The organism is Halomonas sp. 3A7M (genome assembly GCF_014897875.1).
GTDB lineage: Bacteria > Pseudomonadota > Gammaproteobacteria > Pseudomonadales > Halomonadaceae > Vreelandella.
On record NZ_JABUZD010000035.1, the window covers coordinates 32,076 to 49,001 of the forward strand.

The 16,926-nt window shown below is 46.2% G+C and carries 14 protein-coding genes and 1 pseudogene; 8 read left to right on the forward strand and 7 right to left on the reverse strand.

Annotated elements, in window-relative coordinates; translation table 11 throughout:
* Positions 1–49: 49 nt before the first annotated feature.
* From INT19_RS02735 to INT19_RS02750, 5 genes are all read right to left on the reverse strand, one after another.
* Complete coding sequence (locus tag INT19_RS02735) at positions 50–208, reverse strand: hypothetical protein (RefSeq protein ID WP_193059628.1); 159 nt, start codon at positions 206–208, stop codon at positions 50–52.
* A gap of 277 nt (positions 209–485) precedes the next feature.
* Positions 486–1,532 (reverse strand): GGDEF domain-containing protein, encoded by a 1,047-nt coding sequence (locus INT19_RS02740; RefSeq protein WP_319022057.1) that lies wholly within the window; start codon positions 1,530–1,532, stop codon positions 486–488.
* Positions 1,533–1,639: 107 nt separating this feature from the next.
* A complete protein-coding gene (locus INT19_RS02745) occupies positions 1,640–2,152 on the reverse strand; it encodes a hypothetical protein (protein ID WP_089038550.1) in 513 nt (170 codons plus the stop codon).
* Positions 2,153–2,334: 182 nt separating this feature from the next.
* Positions 2,335–2,460 carry a cytochrome c oxidase subunit CcoM gene (ccoM, locus tag INT19_RS19820; protein WP_269768700.1) on the reverse strand — a complete coding sequence of 42 codons (126 nt, stop codon included), beginning with the start codon at positions 2,458–2,460 and terminating at the stop codon, positions 2,335–2,337.
* Positions 2,461–2,702: 242 nt separating this feature from the next.
* Entirely contained in the window at positions 2,703–3,221 is a 519-nt protein-coding gene (locus INT19_RS02750; protein WP_193059629.1) for an FKBP-type peptidyl-prolyl cis-trans isomerase, read from the reverse strand.
* A 118-nt stretch (positions 3,222–3,339) separates the two neighbouring features.
* Here INT19_RS02750 and INT19_RS02755 point away from each other — a divergent pair, with 118 nt between their 5' ends.
* Positions 3,340–4,710, forward strand: coding sequence for an AmpG family muropeptide MFS transporter (locus tag INT19_RS02755; RefSeq protein ID WP_193059630.1), 1,371 nt, complete (start codon positions 3,340–3,342; stop codon positions 4,708–4,710).
* Between the two features lie 2 nt (positions 4,711–4,712).
* Here the strand turns inward: INT19_RS02755 and INT19_RS02760 are convergent, their stop codons facing one another.
* Entirely contained in the window at positions 4,713–6,533 is a 1,821-nt protein-coding gene (locus INT19_RS02760) for an SEC-C metal-binding domain-containing protein (protein ID WP_193059631.1), read from the reverse strand.
* Between the two features lie 82 nt (positions 6,534–6,615).
* A complete protein-coding gene (locus tag INT19_RS02765) occupies positions 6,616–7,863 on the reverse strand; it encodes an ABC1 kinase family protein (protein WP_193059632.1) in 1,248 nt (415 codons plus the stop codon).
* A gap of 192 nt (positions 7,864–8,055) precedes the next feature.
* On the opposite strand from INT19_RS02765, the pseudogene INT19_RS02770 reads away from it, so the two are divergent.
* The 7 genes and pseudogenes from INT19_RS02770 to INT19_RS02800 all read left to right on the forward strand — a co-directional run.
* Positions 8,056–8,370 (forward strand): annotated as a pseudogene (locus tag INT19_RS02770) (toprim domain-containing protein); the annotation flags it as partial.
* Between the two features lie 415 nt (positions 8,371–8,785).
* Positions 8,786–8,953, forward strand: coding sequence for a hypothetical protein (locus INT19_RS02775; protein ID WP_193059633.1), 168 nt, complete (start codon positions 8,786–8,788; stop codon positions 8,951–8,953).
* A 302-nt stretch (positions 8,954–9,255) separates the two neighbouring features.
* Positions 9,256–10,575 carry a site-specific integrase gene (locus INT19_RS02780; protein ID WP_193059634.1) on the forward strand — a complete coding sequence of 440 codons (1,320 nt, stop codon included), beginning with the start codon at positions 9,256–9,258 and terminating at the stop codon, positions 10,573–10,575.
* A gap of 4 nt (positions 10,576–10,579) precedes the next feature.
* The gene (locus INT19_RS02785) at positions 10,580–12,361 is read left to right on the forward strand and encodes a site-specific integrase (protein ID WP_193059635.1); all 1,782 of its coding nucleotides are present in this window, start codon (positions 10,580–10,582) and stop codon (positions 12,359–12,361) included.
* Positions 12,358–14,247 carry a hypothetical protein gene (locus tag INT19_RS02790; protein WP_226916907.1) on the forward strand — a complete coding sequence of 630 codons (1,890 nt, stop codon included), beginning with the start codon at positions 12,358–12,360 and terminating at the stop codon, positions 14,245–14,247. Before INT19_RS02785 ends, INT19_RS02790 begins: the two co-directional genes overlap by 4 nt.
* Complete coding sequence (locus INT19_RS02795; protein ID WP_193059636.1) at positions 14,244–14,723, forward strand: hypothetical protein; 480 nt, start codon at positions 14,244–14,246, stop codon at positions 14,721–14,723. The genes INT19_RS02790 and INT19_RS02795 overlap by 4 nt, the downstream gene beginning before the upstream one ends.
* Positions 14,720–16,630, forward strand: a complete 1,911-nt coding sequence (locus INT19_RS02800; protein ID WP_193059637.1) for a DNA topoisomerase III — start codon at positions 14,720–14,722, stop codon at positions 16,628–16,630. Before INT19_RS02795 ends, INT19_RS02800 begins: the two co-directional genes overlap by 4 nt.
* Positions 16,631–16,926 lie beyond the last annotated feature (296 nt).

Below are 16,926 nucleotides of genomic sequence, written 5' to 3' on the forward strand. Positions count from 1 at the left end.
GCACCCACCCCTTACCAGCGAGGTAATAAGCGGCTTATGCGAATCTCAATCACAGCGTCTCCATCCCAGCGGGAGCGCTGTGGGCGAGCGTAGTAAGGACGTGAATGATGGGGACGTGAATGCCTGGGTTTAGAATAATGGGGTCTTGAATAGCTTGGCCTTGAATAGCTATGTCTTGAATAACGTGAACGGGAATGGTGATGTTCACGCGCTTCAGCTTGCCCCATGGAAAACAGCGTAGGGGCCACGTAAAGTGCAGCGGCACCAAGCCCTAAACTTGCTAGCACTTGACGTCGTGAACGCCGTTTACTCAGCAGGGAATCGGCTTCATTGCTCATATCAGCACTCCGGATTAATCGCTAGAAAGGTTATGAAACACTGTTTTAAAAACAATCCTAGCCTCGAAGCACACAGCAAACCACCGGCTGAGCGTCACTTTCCCATTGTTTACTTTTTTTAACTACACTCAGCGTTTTGTGGAAACATTATGCAGCTGCAGTAATTTGCCAACCATTACGGCCGGCGCTCTTTACTCGGTAAAGCGCCTTATCAGCAGCTTTATAGGCACTTGGAAAGGTCGCATCCCCTGCGGTAAAGCATACTGCCCCAATACTCAAGGTGACCCTTTCATTGTGCGGGTGCGCGGGGTGTTTGAAATCAGCCTGCTCTAAAACAGACGTTAATTGATCACAGTAGCCAATCAATAACGCATCATCATCACAAGGCAATACTGCGGCAAACTCATCCCCGCCTAATCGGTATAGTTTTGCCTCTGCTCCCAGTACATATTTCAGCAGACTGGCTAAGCGCCGTAACAGTTGATCCCCCTCAGGATGTCCCAATGAATCGTTGTACTGCTTAAAGAAGTCGATATCGACCAAGATCAAAGCAAGCGCAGCCCCTTCTTTGGTAGCGACATCCTGATGCAGCGCACTGCGGTTACCTATCCCCGTCAGCGGATCACGCATCGCATGCTGCATCCAGGCTATGGTTTGCTTAGTCGCACGCTCTGTACGCCGTAACTGACGCTCATGCATTACCCAAAACAGCAGCCCTAGTGCAAAAATCACCATGCTCGAATAGGTGAGAATCTGATTATACCGTCGGGTGCTTTCGGAAAACTCATTAATTGCCATACCACGCAGGTCGAGCTGATTCATCTCAATGTTCGTTAAACAATCAATTGGGCCCAACAGTTCAGCTGCAGCATCAAACGGTGTCACGGTAGTTTCTGTAAGGCGCTCTGTTAGTAAATTGAGGGTTTGTAAACTCGGCTGGGTACAGCTGTACCTTTGACGATATACCTCGACATCAATTAGCCCATAGGCAAGATCGAGATTAAGCCTAACCGTTTGTCGCTGTTCATCGTCAAAGGGCTGTTCGCTTAACAAATGTTGTTGGGCGAGCTGTAAATATGCCCGAGACCTGGTAGCCAATTGCTGCCCTGTCAAATTGCCTGTCTGGCTGAAGTAAGCCTGTATTTCGGGATATACCCAGCGCGCCTCATAAACAATAACTACCATCAATGCCATAAAACTCATGAGGCTCAATGATAACCACGTTACATAGCGGCGCTTCCTAGCGAAAGGAACGGGGGGTGGCAGTGGTACGGCAGGTGGAGAAGGCGGCGGCTCAATGATCACCAACGGGCCTCAATACTTCGAATCATCCATATCCAGTCGTTGAACTCACGCAGGCTCTTGATATCACGCTGATCATTATAAGCCAGATCAACCAGCCGCAATGGCCCCCGCGAACGCAATGTAAGTGGCTCTCCACTCTCTGCCGTGACCATTAACCACTTAGGATCATCCCAGCCATCTAACGTCACTTCGTAATCATCCCATGTCGTAAAGTGCAATGCGGGAGGAACTTCGCCAAACTGATTAATGAGAAAGCGACGGAATTCAAGCCCATGCATCTCTAGTTCTCGGCCTTGAAAAGGATCAAATACTGGCGAGGTAATCGTAGATTGTTGACGTAACTCATTAAGAGAGAGTGCTGTGGTTTTTTCACCATTAATGACGCTTAATGCTTGAGCATAGACCGGCACTGATAGCCAGCTAAGTAATAGAAGAATACAGGCAACACTAGCTTTGGGATAATGATGAGCGCAACAGCGTATGGCAACGATTGAATTAGCAGCATTCATGGCAAATGGCTTCCTTGCGGTACAATGCCTTATTGTACAACTAGGTACTTTACCAGACGATTAATGCGAATACTCGAAAACATAGTTTTAATTAATAAAAAAGCCGACCCAACTGGGCCGGCAACAGGAAGCTCGCTGTTAAAAGCAAGCTCCCTCCCCTGACGACGGTCACCACAACGGCGTTAATGCTTTTTACGTTCATCCTTACGGAGGTGGTCGCGTACAATAAAACCTACCCAACCAACCATGAAAGCAATCATTAACGCGACAGTAACTAGACCGAAAATAACAGCATCATCCCAATACATGGTGATCCCCTCCTGCCGTGATGTATGACACCATCCTAGTGCGTTAATCGCGGCAGGAAGCTGACCTGGGTCAAGCTTTTCAGCGGGGTTATTTGCGGCCCATCAGGAACTTGATATGGGTCAGTTTTTAACGCTTAAAATACGCTGCAGCTTTAAAATACACTGTCAATTTTGAGCACGCTGAAGATTTAAGGCCTGTGAAACTTAAAGTCTGTGAAACTTAAAGCCCCTAAAACTTGCTGCTAAAGCACTTTTCGATCTTCTACTTTGCTGTGTTCGGTTCCCGGCGGTAGAGGGTGGCCTTTCGCCAGCTCTGCACGGGTTGCATCACGCACCTCCAGCACGTTGACTTGATAGCGAAGCGTATGGCCTGCCAGCGGATGATTTGTATCGACCGTCACCATGTCCCCATCAACACTAACCACCGTGACAATTTGCGGGCCTGCTTCACCTTCTGTTTGGAAACGGCTACCGGGTTCAAGCGCTGCGCTGCCAAACGACCCACGACTCACCTGTTGCACCAAGTCTTCATTACGGATGCCGTAGGCATCAGCAGGCGCAAGCGTGACACGCAGCTCATCTCCAGCGGCTTTATCTTCCAGAGCACTCTCTAAACCGGGCAAAATATTATCGTGTCCATGGAGGTACTCTAAGGGCTTATCACGTGCGTTGGAGTCATCTAGCACGCGGGTACTGCCATCGCTAAGCACATCGCTTAACACGTAGTGTAAAGTGACTACTTGATGGGCTGTAATCGACATTGAAAACTCCTCTCCGGTAAGCTATCGGCTTTGTCATGGATATCAGGCCTAGTCTACCACTGAGCGGTTTTTAGCGGGCCTCGATGCAGACGTTTTCTTTCCTGGAGTGTTAACCAATATGCCCACCCCTACTCCCCAGCGCAGCTGGCTGGATGCGTTAGGTATTTACTGTCGTGCACCTGTCATCACCATGCTGTTTCTAGGTTTTTCAGCAGGCTTACCTTTTTTGCTAGTGTTTTCCACTCTCTCTGCATGGCTACGCAGTGACGGCGTTGAAGTGGCCGCCATTGGCTTCTTCGCCTGGATTGGCATGCTCTACTCAATCAAGTTTTTTTGGGCACCTATCGTTGACCGACTTGCCCTGCCGATCTTAACCCGCACGTTTGGCCAGCGGCGTGGCTGGATGCTGCTTGCCCAGGGGATGATTGCGGCAGGGTTGATGGGCTTAGCGGGAGTCAGTCCCGTAGGCAACCTAGGCTGGGTAGCAGCCTTTGCGCTGCTGATAGCCTTTGGCTCGGCCACCCAGGATATCGCCATCGACGCGTATCGCATCGAATCCGCGGATGACGATGTACAAGCAGCGATGGCCTCTACTTACATTATCGGTTACCGCGGGGGGCTATTAGCGGCAGGTGCCGGGGCGCTGTATGTGGCATCAGCGATTTCCTGGAACGCAGCGTATCTGTGTATGGCGGCGCTTGTGGGCATTGGCGTGCTCACCGTGCTGATTCGACCTGAACCAAAGCGCGCCTCGCTGACGGTTCAGCTCATTCACGAACCCAAGGTACGCGCCTTCATTCGTGCCAGCCGTGGCCAACCGAAAGCTTTGCGACGTCTAGGTGCTTGGGTGATTGGTGCCATTGTGTGCCCTTTTACCGACTTCTTCCACCGCTATGGGGTGAAGGCGTTGGGCATTTTAGTGTTTATCGCGGTGTTCCGAATTAGCGACCTTGCCATGGCCTCTATGGCAAATCCGCTGTATATCGATTTAGGCTTTTCACTGGCCACCATCGCCAACGTCACCAATATTTTTGGTATTGCCATGAGTATAACAGGGGGCATTCTTGGCGGCTTGCTGGTTGCTCGCTACGGCATTGGGCCACTGCTGATCATTGGCGCAGGCTTTGTCATGGTGACCAACCTGCTGTTTGCCGCATTAGCATTGATAGGCAACCAACTCCCTATGCTGGTCGTCACCATTATTGGCGATAATCTTGCCAATGGCTTAGCCAGCGCTGTCTTTATTGCGTTTCTTTCCAGCTTAACGTCGCGGGCTTATACCGCCACCCAATACGCACTGTTTTCGTCGCTAATGACGTTACCAGGGAAGTTTCTGAGCGGTTTTGGCGGGCTGGTTGTCACGGCTCAGGGATACGCCACTTTCTTCATAGTGGCCACTCTGCTCGGTTTACCCGCCATTCTGCTAGCCATCTGGATCAGCCGGGATAAGCAGTTGGTGCCTACCCCAGTGATCGCAGAGGCAAAATAAAGCTAGCGGTGATCCGCCAACCACGCCAGCGCGCCTGGCGTGGTGCGCCACTGGTCACGCATCAATGTACGATACTGCCACGCTTCCGCACGGGAGCCGGGATCGACCTGACCATCCGCGTGAGGCATTGAAGGCCGCGGGTTCTCGGCACATAACAGCTCTATCGCATGACGATTATGAGCGACCACATCCGCCAGCGCTGCTTCAGCGGCATCGTGCTTTTCCAATCGATACAGCGCCAGCGTACGGCCCATTAATAACCCCAACTCTAAAGAGCCATCATCTTTTTGGGGCTCATCAGTGAGCGCTAACGCTTCTTCATTGCGGTCATCACGCAGCAATTGGTCAAGTACCAACTCTCTTAAGCCAAGACTGTCTTCCTGGTCTATGGCTAGCAGCTCTTCAGCCAACTCGCGGGAGTGCTGGCGCGCGCCGCGCTCCATGCCCACCACCAGCGCAAGGCCGGTACGCAGCAGCATGGCGTTATCGGCATCATCCCAACACAGGCTACCGTCACCGGCTGCACGGGCCTGCTCAAGCCAGCGAGAAAGGCGCAGTGCCAGCGGTTCCAGCAGGCTCGGCGCCATCCACGGCAGGCTACCAAAGCGGCTGGTCAGTGCTAACGTTACATCTTGCACTACCTGGGGGGCATCTAACCATTCTGGGTGAGCACATAGCTCAGACATCCACTCTATCGCGTTGCCCCAGGGGTCATCGCAAAAGCCCAAGGCGACCTCTTCATCGACCATGACCTGAAACTGTTCGTGCCAAGCCGCAAACAGGGTTTCTTCGCGAGCAGTGGTGGTGTAGTGCAACCTACCGGAATCGGCATCTTGCTCAATGGTCAGCTTCGGTGCGATAGGAAGTGCCGCCAGCAGCGCCTGTAGCGATACCAGCGGCGTCGCCATATCTTCTTCGGCGCTCAACAACTGGTCGGCCAAAGTGGCACCAGGATTTTCAGCTAGAGCTGCCAGGAATTCGAGCTGCTCTTCATCCAAGTCGCCCTGGCGAACCAAGCGGCGGTACCAGAAGTTAGCTCGCTCTTTGGCCTCTTCCTCATGACCTTCATGCAGCAGCAACATGGCTTCAATGTAGGCTAGCGTCGGTGAATCCGGTAGCGCCTGCTGGGCTTTCACGAACGCAGCGCGGGCGCTGTCTAAGTCGTCGTTATCCAGGTGCATTAGGCACAACCGCTCAAGCGCCACGCCACGTAAAAACAGTGGGCCACGCTCCATAACGTCATCAAGCAGGTCAGCACGCTTGCGGGTAAAGCCACGCTCTTGATAGATATCTAACAGAATTTCAAACGCAGGTTCGGCCTGCTCCGGCAAGCGCGACCAATCACTGCCGTCGAACAGTGACTCAAGAATCTGCATTGAACGACCGGTTTGACCACTTTCAGCAGCAATTAACCCGGCTTCTAATAACGCCTGGGCAGGTGCTTGCTGGCTTTCCAGCGCCGCTTTTAGCGTTGCGCCTTTCCACTCACGCAGGGAAAGCATCCACATCATCTGCTCAGGGATATCCGTGGGGAAGTCAACGCGGTAGCAGCACTGTTTGAATTTACGTCCTGAATCACACCAGCAAGGTTCGTTGCGCCCTGGGGTAGCCAACGGTTCGTTCGCAAAATTAAGCCGTTCTAGCGGCGTTTGCGACCATAAAATAGGCGCAAGCGCCTGGGCAGTTGCCACATCGCCATTAAACGAATCTGCGCCTTCGGCACGTACCCAGGTCATAAAATCGGGGTAGTGTTCCTGTTTCCTAATTGCCGAGAGTGCCCCAGAGGCAAATCCCAGCAGTTGATCGACCCATACCGCCAGCATTGCCGTCTCCACTGTCTTCAAAACGCGATTGAAAAGCGCAATAGTCTAGCATGACAGGCGGCGCTCCCGCAGCGGCAATTAGTTAGCGACTACGCGCCCAGGCTAGCAGTGGCTCGGTGCGGCTATGCATATCAAGACGCGCTTGCAGACGCACTAAGTTCCAGTAGTGCCCATTCAGTGCCCGGGAGAGCAGCAAAGTATCCGCAGGCGGTTGCAGGCGATCCATGGCAGCCCACACTTTTGGTGTTAACTCACGCAGTCGGCGGTGTACCCGCACGTCGCTGAAGTCCTGCTCGCCAGGTAAGAATAGTGGTGACACGCACTCAGCGGATTCTCGATAAAGCGCCAGCGGTGCGCCCTGCCCCTGGCGGCCGCCCATTTTCATTAACGCCTCATCCATGGCCATCGGGTCTTGCGCCAGAGTGGCATCTAATAGCTGAATCATGGCTTTTAGGCGCGCTTCGGGCACGGGAATTACTGCACCAAAATCGTAGATGATCAGGCGACCTTCCGCATCCGCCGCGAAGTTACCGGCGTGGGGGTCGGCATGCAGCTCACCGTAGGTAAACAGCTCCTCGGTAATCCAATCAGCCAACGCCACGGCCACTTTCTGACGAGTGCCATCATCGGTGCTTTCTATATCCCGCAGCGGTGTACCGCCTACAAAACGCATAGCCAGGACGTGCTGGCCAGATAACTCAAACAGTGGTTCGGGTATGACCAACCGAGGATTATCCTGATACCGCTCGCGATAGCGAGCCAGCGCCCGTGCTTCGGCGTGATAATCCAACTCTTCACGCAGCCCCGCAGCCAACTCTTCAAACAGCGCATCCAAACGCGCTTGGGGCACTTTGAACCAGCGGCCCAAGCTCATGATCCGTTTGACCTGCTTAAGATCGCTTTCCAACACATCCGCAAGCCCAGGGTACTGCACTTTCAGCACCACGGTTTCACCTGTATGGGTGACCGCTTTATGCACCTGCCCCATGGAAGCGCTAGCAAACGGGCGCTCCTCTATATCGCTAAAGTAGTGATCAATATCGCCGTATTGCAGTACCAACGCTTCACGGATACGCGGCCAAGGCATTGGCTCTGCTTGACGCTGCAAGCGAGCAAGCTCATTAGCCAGGTCGGGGGGCAGCAGGTCATCCCACTGGGACATAATTTGCGCCAGCTTCATGGCAGGGCCTTTCAGCTCCGAAAGCCCTTCAAACAGCGCTTCACCCAGCGCCCGCCAATCCGCTTGGCCACCTAGACGAGTTTTCAGCAGCGCCCCGCCCGTGCGGGCACCCAGACCCAATAAACGTCGTGTTCTGCCGCGTTCGCGCATGGAAATCGCCTCATTAATTGCTTTTTGACAGCTTACTTAATTTGTTAATTTTATACAAAAACTATACAAAGAAATAAATCCATCCATTTACAAAACAACTCACTCGCCATCTAACACACAAGCTAGACGCTAACCTGTTGCGGGTTCTGCTAAGATGGCAACTTGTTGTTATCTGACAGGGCTAGACACTGTATGCGCTTGATTATCGCCGAGAAACCCAGCCTTGCACGGGCCATAGCCGACGCACTGCCCGGCAGCGCAAAACGCCAGGATGGCGCTATGATTTGCGGCGACACCACCGTCACTTGGTGCCTAGGCCACTTGCTAGAACAAGCCCCCCCCGAAGCCTACGACCCTGCCGATAAACAGTGGCGGCTAGATCGGCTACCCATTGTGCCGCAGCAGTGGAAACTGATGCCGCGCCCCAAGGCGCGAGGGCAACTGGCAGTGATTCGCAAGCTGATTAAGCAGGCCACCAGCGTGGTGCACGCTGGCGATCCAGACCGCGTACTGTTACGATTTCACTATGAACTTTGAATCTTACAAGTTTATTACCTATATTATGTGAAATTTTAGAGAGGCACCTCCCCCCTCTGTCAGCCAGTTGAAGCCTAGCGGCTGTGAAACTCTGAAGAGGCGATGCGATACGAGGTTCCAATGAGGCACTTCGATGAACGCCGGGAAGCTATCCTCAAGAAACTGCTCCCAGCTCATAATTTCAGAAGTGGCTAAAGAAGAAACAATCTTGTTGCAGCATTGTACGACTGTCGAAAGAAAGCCCGACAAGCAGGTCGTCTACTGGTGAATGCATCTGAAGACCTGATTGATGGAGCTCACAAGCAAAGCACGACGCTCGCAAAACCGAGTGCCACGATAACCGAGAGCTTAAACGTGAGCTCTGTCCAGTGAGGGACGAGAACGAATGATCAGCACCTCAGATCGCCAACAAGCTATTCAGCTGATCGATGAAGCCCGCACTGCGGGGTCAAAGCTTCGTACCGCCTGTGTTGCGCTGGTTGTTGGCACCAATACTTACTTTCTCGGAGTCGTTGTTCCGCACCTGCAAGTACCGGACAGATTACTTAACTGATGGTTATATCGATTTGTCAGCAACGCGTGGTCGGCTTCGTGCAGTGTTACAACCACAATCATCGTCACAGCGCTATCCCGCCGGCGGAGCGCCACGCTGATCAAGATGTGACCGTTCTGGCCAGGTGTTATGCGATTTATGCCGAAGCGCAGAAAACCAGGACTGTGGAGCGGGTCTACGCGCACCTGCACGCCGCGCAAGACATCTTGGCTGAATCCAGATGCAGAAGAACTGGTGTACCAGCAGAATCAGCAATTATAAATGGCATAACCGTGTCTACCAATCACCACAGGCGATCCCAGATGTCACTCATTCTTTGGGAAATACCGGATTTTTTTATAGATCAAAAATTTCAAACTAAAAATATTCGCGGCTGCAAAAAAGTAGCGATAATTCCTGACACAGGTAGATCTGTTGGGCGCATGCCTCTGCTCTATAGAGAAGACGGAACAGGCATTACTGTAGCTAATAACTGGCTAATCCATTTAAAAGTCAACTTAAATAAAAAAGAGGTTAATACTCAAGCGCAGGGCTTACTTCATTATTTTACGTTTCTTGAGAACATAAATTATGTCTGGGACTTTATGCCTGCAGCGGTCAGACAGAGGCCCACCTATGCATTTAAAAAACACTTAAGAGAAGCTTTCAAGAATAGAGTTATAGCTCGAAGCACAGCAAACAGCTACATGTCAGTCGTGATAAGGTTCTATAAGTTTTACTTGGCTAGAAATCATCAGTTTGAAAACCCTCCCTTTAACTATGAATTTGTTAGAGTTGAATTACCCGGTCGACATGATTTTATGAACAATAAAATCTTACATGTTGACTCTACGGATCTCCGCTTACAACTTCCGAAAGATTACAAATTCAATGGGCTTGCACGGAGCCTGGTTCCTCTGAGTACAAATGAGTGGAGCCTGCTAGATGACTTTCTAAAGTCAGGTAGAAGAGGAATAGTTAAAAAAACAAGTGGAGCTGTTAGTGTACCTCTATCAATTGAGTTCAAATTAGCTGTCTATCTAGCTCGCTTTTCGGGTCTTAGAAGAGAAGAAATTATCACCCTAAGATCAAAGCAAATTTATCGACCTGACAAAGAGCAGTTATCAAAAAAATACTTAACTCATACTGAAGGATTACTACTTGATCAAAGGCTGGGTGTAAGTACAAAAAATGGAAGTATACGGCATGCAGAAATTCCTTCAGAATTAATGAATGAATTACATAAATATTTAAATTCACCAAGATATATTGAGCGGAAAAGAAAATTCATATTAAAGCATCCCGACGAAGCTGATAACCCTCCACTTTTGATAAACCAGAGGGGCAATTTTTTTTCATCTAAAACTTTAGATGCTCGCTGGGGTGAGATACGAAATGCGTTTAGCAGCGATAAAATAGATTTTGAACATAAGTATCATAATTTACGATCTACTTATGCTGCTTTTCGTTTGAAAGAACTATTAAAATCTGAGCTAAATGAAGCTGAAGCCCTTGATTATCTTCAAGCTGTAATGGGTCACAAACATCGCGCCACACTTTTAGCTTATCTTAAATTTTCTAAGCAAGAAAAAAGCGCAAATCAAATATACGAAGAAGCCATTGATATTGTTTTGAAAGGATAAGAGCATGTCATTTCGAGGCAATGAAAGAAGAAAAACCACTTTACCAAGCGATCTAAAGATCTTTGATCGTAGCACCCCTATCGAATTGCAGATTAAGATAATTAGTGATGGACATTCAACAGCTAATTTTGAACGTTTATACTACAAAAACTGCCCAGTTCTGGACACTCCGTCTCGGCGCGTAAAACTGCCTAAAACTCAGCCTATTTTAGAAGATATGAATAGAAGGACTTTAGTTTATAAAATAACATCTGTTGTAAATGGAATGGATAGGACTGTCAGAAGTAAAATAAACATTTTCACTCAATTAGTCGAATTTTTTAGATACTGTGACAAACATAAACACAACGAAATATTTACAACGGAGTCTATAAAGCAATACACAAAATCTCTTGTAAAAAGCTATCATTCTGGTGCAAAAGGAAAAAGTCTTCGACAAAAACAAAGCGTTTTAAAAACCTTTCTAAAAGAATTTGATCCAAATTTATATTTTTGTTGCTGTCAATATTTTTACGAATTTCCTAATGATGGCATCACTATATCCCCATATACTGATGAAGAAATAAAAATTTTGTTAGAAAGCTTATATGTGATCTACAAAGATTATTCCAAATATACAAAACAACGACAAAAACCACTAGTCTTTCCATTAAAAGGCGACTCTCAGCATACCAAACATCAGATAAACTCTCGAAAGGTGCATGCAAATACAAACAAGGATCAGTGGAAATTTGATCTTTCAAGAGCAGCTTATTTTATCACTTGCTTCTATACTGGGGTGAATGCAAATTCTCTTTTTTCACTGAAACATTCGGATGTATCGAAAATTTCTTTTAAAGAAACTACAAGAGGAGTATATAAATTTTCTACAGTAAAAGGTCGTCAAGGAGGAAGAACAAACCATATAAACGTAGGTTTTGGACGTAAAGCCAAAGACTTTTTAACCGACTGGATTAAAATAAGCCGTTTATTAACAAACAGCAAAAGCGAATATGTTTTTCCAAAAATTATTAATGGAAAAAGTTACCAAATGACTGTTACTGAAGCAAGTCATCTTAGTAAAGTTTTTCAAAATTTAAATCTTCCTTCACTTAGCTCACAAAGATTTAGGAAAACCAAGTCTTCATTGACCATACGTGCTACAGGTAGTTTATTGATGGTTTCAGAGGGGCTTAACAACTCCCCTATAACAGCATCTAAAAATTATTCAGATGGAGACCCCACAACAATTGAGTTAACTTTAGCTAAAGCTCTCGATATTAGAAGATTAACAGCTCAGGGTAAAAGTCTTAATGAGGCAACTGAGCATAGTGCTTACAAATTCAGAGATCCGATTCGAGAAAGTCAATTACTTTCACAGGAAAGAATTCCTACAAGCAGCTCAAGTGGCCTTAGATGCACGATGCCTTACGGCCAAAAAGCTAAAAACTTAAAAAAGGCATTGATTTACAATGAAGTGGCAACAAAAGATGATAATGTAGCCTGTTATAAATTTTTAGAATGCTTTAGCTGCGAGTTTCATGCAGTAATTGCAGAAGAGCAAGATATATGGTTAATGCTATCTTTCAATGACATAATTTTGCAGTCATTAGCTAGACCTTCAGTAAACTCTATTCCCTCAAACCTATTGTCTAATGTTAACGCATCCATAAATAATATTTTAGAAAAGATCAAATGCCTGCATCCTAATGTTTATAAGCTAGCTTATGAAAAGTATTTAGATGGCCCTCATCCACTATGGTCTGATAATGATGATTTAGATTTACTTTTGAGGCTATACAAATGAAATCTTCAAGAATAATTAAAGATTGCAATAAAGATTTAACCTCCCATGAATTAGTTGTTACTTATGATTCATCAGGCAAACCATATAGTAAATACATGGATGATAAATGGATTTTTTTAGAACACGACTACACTTTAAATTTAAACAGAGTATCTGGAGAATTCAAGGAGACTCTAAAAAAAGTAGTGTATCAGAGGACCCAGGAAGCATCTTTAAAATCTTTCAAAAGCGCAGTTAAAAACTATTGTGACGGAGCTGTTATATTTGAAAAAATAATCAAAGAATGTGGTGGTTCTGATTATAAATTCCTTGAAGATGACAAGTCTTACAGGCTATTTTTAGAAACAGCATCATCAAAAAAATTAAAAACTAAAAGTTGGAAAAACTATTTTATTTTTATAGTAATGCTAAATACAAAAGGATACATAAAAAGAGATTTTGGCAACATTGACTTACTCGCAAGAAAATTGTCGGAAAACTCTGAACAATCAAAACAAGCCATGGCTATGCCTGAAGAAATATCCTCATATTATTTTAACTCTGCAATAAAAACTATCGAGAAATACCACCCTTTTAGAAAAAAAATTTCATGCCTTTATGATATATATTTAAATCAATTTTACTATTATAAAAATAAAGGTTATCACCACGTCACCTGTAGAACTAAAGCTCTAAAAAAAGCCCATGAGCACAAGCTTTATGATATAGAATTAGACCTGAATGGTAAATGGCTTTCTTGGATAAGAGGTGCATGCTATATTTTATTAGCAGGATTCACTGGATGTCGGGACAGTGAAATTAAATCTTTTAGCTTAGATTCATATGTTGAAAAAAAATATGGCGATACAGTAATTCCCTTATTAACAGGTATTGATACTAAACCAAATATGGGAGGTGTTAAGCGCGCAGTATCTTGGGTAACTATACCTATCGCACTTAAAGCGATCGAACTTCTATGGGATGCTTATCAATTCTCAAGGGAAATATGGAAGGCAAAGCTTTCTCAAGAAACATATCATAAGGATGAGAGAAAACGTAATTTAGATGATTTAAATTCGTTATTTATTTCTATGCCTTTTCTCGGTGCGACTCAACCGAGAGTGGGAAGACAGGCTATTAGTGACTCAATAAGAAACTATGTCAAATCACTGAATTACAAAACAAATTTAGATCATGTGAAAGAATTCAATTTACTAAACACCACAAGAAAAAATGAATTAAAAATAGGTGATATTTTAGTTCCTCACCCTCATGCTTTTAGGAGAACATTTGCAGTTTATTTTGTACGCAACAAACTTGGATCCTTAATAGATTTAAAATATCAATACAAACATATGAATGCCGTAATGACGTCTTGGTATTCTAACCAGGCTCATATTGCTTCTTTTTTTGACATGATGATAGATGAGGATCTTTTATCTGAAATATCCGATGAAAACTATGCTCATATCACAGATACTCTATATTACATATATAACGACGCTGAAACTCTTGCTGGACCCGAAGGAAAGCGCATTCTCAATTTACGTTCTAAATCACGCACCACAATTTATCTGAGCAGAGAAGAGATTTCTGCACAAGTAAGAGAGGGACGCATGTCCATTATTGAACACCCAAGTGGTCATTGTACGAATCCACGTTGTGATAGAGTATGTGATATGACTACATGTCAATATAAAATAGTTACAAAAGAAAAGGCTGTTAATCTTATTAAAGTCAGAGAACGATTAATAAATAAGTTTAATGCTATGGTTGATGCACAAGTAAATCAACCCAATATACTTTCAAAGCTTTACTATGAGATACGCTCTATTGAAAAAGTGTTTGATGAACACCAAATGTCTCATATCAAATTTTCTGGTGAAATTTCGGCTTCTTTATTATGAATGAGAATTCAAAAAAAATAACTGAAAGATCTGAGCATACATTGCAGCGGCTTGAAGTCGCGCTTCAACGATTGCTACAAGGACAACCTGAGAAAACACCAAATGATGGTCGTATTAATATTAGCCGCATTAATGATGAAGCTGGATTAAGTGCTGGTGCCATTTACTATTACAAAGATTTTTTAATAAAATCTAAAAAAGCTATCGAAAAAAACAAAATTAATAAAGATAATGATACTCATAAGACTAAGTCAAAGAAGCTTGATCGCCTTCGTGCCCAACGGGATAAGGAAGCTCGCCTAAAAGAAAAATACCGCTGTCAAAGAGATGAAATCAAGTCTTTTTGCGATAAAGTTATTGAAAAAAATGCCAATCTAGAGTTCTCCCTTTACGAAGCACTTGAGAGAATTGACGCCCTTCAGGCTGAGCTTAACAAGGTAAAAGTCGTAGGATTTGAGCGAGGTAAAAAGAGTTGATTCTATACATTGCCGAAAAGCCGAGTGTCGGACGCGCAGTTGCAGATGTGCTTCCCAAACCCCACCAGAAAGATGATGGGTTTATCAGGGTGGCTAATGGTGATGTTGTAACCTGGTGTATTGGTCACTTATTGGAGCAGGCTGAGCCAGATGCTTATGACCCTGAGTACAAAAAGTGGAAAAAAGAGCACCTGCCGATTATCCCAGTCGAGTGGAAACATCAAGTCAAAAGCCAAACCCGCTCACAGTTTAATGTCGTCAAAAAATTGATTAAAGAAGCTGACCAGCTGGTCAATATGGGTGACCCTGATCGCGTCGGGCAGATCCTGGTCGATGAAGTGATCAATTATTCGGGTGCCAATAAAGCAAAGCGCGAAGCTACGTTGCGCTGTCTCGTTAACGATATGAACCCTGCTGCTATTCAGAAGGCGTTGAATAATCTTCGCAAGAACACTGACTTCATACCGTTAGCAACATCCGCCCTGGCAAGGGCAAGGGCCGATTGGCTCTATGGTATTAATATGACTCGCCTTTGCACCCTTCTTGGCCAAAGCGCTGGGTACAAAGGCGTTTTGTCGATTGGCAGAGTGCAGACACCTGTATTAGGACTGGTCGTTCACCGAGACCAAGAAATCGAAAACTTTATAACCAAGCCATTTTATGAGGTCTTTATAACGCTTCAGACAGTGGCTGGTGAGTCTTTTACAGCAAAATGGAAGCCTAGTACTGCTTGTGAGCCTTACACTGACGAGGAAGGACGTGTTCTTTCACGAAAGCTTGCTGAAGTCGTTCTTCAAAAGGTAGCTGGGCATACAGGTAACGTCATCGCAGTTAAACGTGACAAGAAAAAACAGCCTACTCCCCTACCCTACAGTCTTTCATCGCTGCAAATTGATGCATCAAAGCGCTTCAATCTAAACGCCCAGAAGACTCTGGACATATGCCAAAAGTTATATGAACGTCATAAACTGATCACCTACCCACGTTCAGACTGTCGGTATTTGCCCAAAGGCCATTATGCTGAACGCCAAACAGTGGCTCAGTCGATAGCCAAAACATCGCCGGCGCTTTCTGAAAGCGTTCAAAAGGCTGACCTCGACCTGAAGAGCAAGGCGTGGAACGATGCCAAAGTAGGCGCGCACCACGCAATTATACCAACATCTAGAGCCGCCCCAGGTGATCGTCTGTCTCAGGACGAGAAGAATATCTACGAGCTTGTTGCCCGCCAGTACTTAATACAGTTTTACCCGCCGTTTGAGTATGCTGAGCATCAAATTGACAGCGAGGTGGAAGGTGGGTTGTTCATCGCCAAACAGAAGTCAGTTATTTCCAACGGCTGGAAGGCACTGCTACCACCTCAAAAGAACCACAAGCAAGACGCAGAGTTTTCGTCAGTGGTTCTTCCCAACGTGAAGTCTGGAGATCCTGTTACCTGCATCGACGGCAAAATGGATGAGAAACAAACCAGCCCCCCGAAACGTTTCACAGATGCAACATTACTCTCCGCCATGACGGGAATAGCGAGGTACGTATCAGACCCTGAAATTAAAAAAGTGCTCAGGGATACAGATGGGCTCGGCACGGAAGCCACCCGTGCAGGGATCATCGAGTTACTGTTCAAGCGGCAGTTTCTGACAAAGAAAGGTAAGGAGATCCACTCGACAGAGGTAGGAAAGCATCTTGTGAACAGTCTGCCTAAACGAATGGTCGTTCCTGATATGACCGCACATTGGGAGTCTCAGCTTGAAGCTATCAGTGAAAAGCGGATGCGATACGGGCATTTTATGCAGCCCCTCACTGATGGTCTGAAAGCGTTAATCGCTGAAGTAGAGGGTGGTGATTTCTCGGCTTTACGTGGGATGGGTAAGAAGCCGATGCGAAAAAGAAAAGCAGCTAGAAAAAAATAGCGCTTCAAACACCACTCTGTGTGTTCACTTTCGATTAACCAAATACGCAAACCGTTGGCTAACACATTCGAGACGCTGCTCACCCTCAACGACGATGACCTCAACACAATACTGCCCTGGCACTGGAAAGAGACCTTACCCATCTAAGCGAGGTTAGTGGCTCGCTTATATTCGTATCCCATAACTTTATGAAAAACGCACAGCCAATGGTGATTTAAATAGCGTACGGCGACGCAGTTGTGAAGAACTACTGTAAGCGCCGTTAAACCGACCCACTTGCCCTAACCGTATTGAGC

Coding starts and splice junctions, on each gene's coding strand:
- INT19_RS02740 (WP_319022057.1), bottom strand. CDS start 1,532: ATGGCATTGATGGTAGTTATTGTTTATGAGGCGCGCTGGGTATATCCC.
- INT19_RS02745 (WP_089038550.1), bottom strand. CDS start 2,152: ATGAATGCTGCTAATTCAATCGTTGCCATACGCTGTTGCGCTCATCAT.
- ccoM (WP_269768700.1), bottom strand. CDS start 2,460: ATGTATTGGGATGATGCTGTTATTTTCGGTCTAGTTACTGTCGCGTTA.
- INT19_RS02750 (WP_193059629.1), bottom strand. CDS start 3,221: ATGTCGATTACAGCCCATCAAGTAGTCACTTTACACTACGTGTTAAGC.
- INT19_RS02755 (WP_193059630.1), top strand. CDS start 3,340: ATGCCCACCCCTACTCCCCAGCGCAGCTGGCTGGATGCGTTAGGTATT.
- INT19_RS02760 (WP_193059631.1), bottom strand. CDS start 6,533: ATGCTGGCGGTATGGGTCGATCAACTGCTGGGATTTGCCTCTGGGGCA.
- INT19_RS02765 (WP_193059632.1), bottom strand. CDS start 7,863: ATGCGCGAACGCGGCAGAACACGACGTTTATTGGGTCTGGGTGCCCGC.
- INT19_RS02775 (WP_193059633.1), top strand. CDS start 8,786: ATGATCAGCACCTCAGATCGCCAACAAGCTATTCAGCTGATCGATGAA.
- INT19_RS02780 (WP_193059634.1), top strand. CDS start 9,256: ATGTCACTCATTCTTTGGGAAATACCGGATTTTTTTATAGATCAAAAA.
- INT19_RS02785 (WP_193059635.1), top strand. CDS start 10,580: ATGTCATTTCGAGGCAATGAAAGAAGAAAAACCACTTTACCAAGCGAT.
- INT19_RS02790 (WP_226916907.1), top strand. CDS start 12,358: ATGAAATCTTCAAGAATAATTAAAGATTGCAATAAAGATTTAACCTCC.
- INT19_RS02795 (WP_193059636.1), top strand. CDS start 14,244: ATGAATGAGAATTCAAAAAAAATAACTGAAAGATCTGAGCATACATTG.